This is a genomic window from Arthrobacter sp. Leaf141 (assembly GCF_001424565.1).
In the GTDB taxonomy this organism is placed as follows: domain Bacteria; phylum Actinomycetota; class Actinomycetes; order Actinomycetales; family Micrococcaceae; genus Arthrobacter.
Map to the genome: position 1 here is coordinate 157266 of NZ_LMOL01000045.1, position 240 is coordinate 157505.

Annotated in this window: 1 pseudogene; it reads left to right on the forward strand. The window is 69.2% G+C overall.

The window, feature by feature from the left end:
* A pseudogene (locus ASF72_RS21170) lies at positions 1 to 240 on the forward strand (aldehyde dehydrogenase family protein); the annotation flags it as partial.

Below are 240 nucleotides of genomic sequence, written 5' to 3' on the forward strand. Positions count from 1 at the left end.
GGGCCAGGCCATTGTTAAGGCCGTCAAGGACACCGGCCTGCACCCCGGCGTGTTCTCCCTCATCTACGGCCCCGGCGCCAGCATCGGCCAAGCCCTCGTGGCCGACCCCAACATCAAAGCCGTCGGCTTCACCGGCTCCCAGGCCGCCGGCACCGCCCTGACCCGGACCGCCGCCAACCGCCCCGAACCCATCCCCGTCTACGCCGAAATGTCCTCCCTGAACCCCGTCATCGTCTTCGA